Here is a 978-nt window from a genome sequence, read left to right on the forward strand (position 1 = left end):
CATTCTCGCTTCATGTGCGTTGGAGAAAACTCGCTTAATCAGCTGGGTAAGCCGAAACATTTCAGAAGGTCGGCTTGGTACAGTGGTGGCAAAGTTGGGTGTTTCCACAGCGTTACTTTCTTCCTTTACTAATAATACTGCTGTTGTCGTGTCATTGATCGGTGCGATCAAACGCAATCAGCAACATGCACCCTCTAAGCTACTTATCCCACTTTCGTACGCTGCGATTTTGGGTGGAACCCTGACATTGATCGGCACCTCAACCAACTTGATCATCAACAGCTTTGTTGAAGATGCAGGCTTACCGAGTTTGAACTTCTTTACACCGACGTTGATCGGTTTGGCGGTATTGGTCGGTGGTGTGTTGATCTTGATCCCACTGAGTTACTTCCTGCCTAGTTACGATGATGGTTCACAAGATGAATTGCCTTATTTCTTGGAGGCTCGCGTTGAACCCGGTTCACCGCTGGTGGGACGTAGCGTAAGTGAAAATAACCTTAGAGCACTGCGTAAGCTGTTTCTTGCGGAAGTGATTCGTGATGGTAAGACAACGGCTTCAATTGACCCAGACTTCGTGCTACAAGCACGCGATCGCCTTTTGTTTTGTGGCGATGTCGAGAGTGTTGCAACTCTGCAAGAGATCCAAGGACTAACACTGTTTGGACAACATCACCTTAATGGTCAGAACTTTGTTGAAGTAGTGGTAAGTTCATCGGCGAGTGTGTGCAATAAGACATTGAAAACCAGCCAGTTTAGAGACCGTTTTGACGCGGTAGTAGTAGCGATTCGCCGTGGCCATGAACGCCTTGAGGGCGGGTTAGGTAATATCACGCTTACTGCGGGCGACACATTGGTATTGGTGCCGGGGAAACGCTTTGAAGAGCAACGCCAACAGCACAGCAAAAAATTTGTGTTGATGAATGATCTGGATTCCAGTGCCAAACTTGACTCAGACAAATCGGCTTGGGTATTACTGGG

The 978-nt window shown here is 47.5% G+C and carries 1 protein-coding gene; it reads left to right on the forward strand.

Features of this window, described 5'->3' with window-relative positions:
• Window positions 1–978: SLC13 family permease (locus tag KIV40_RS33175; protein ID WP_285353642.1), on the forward strand; the 978-nt coding region annotated here is incomplete at both ends.

It is taken from the genome of Vibrio sp. D173a (genome assembly GCF_030248475.1).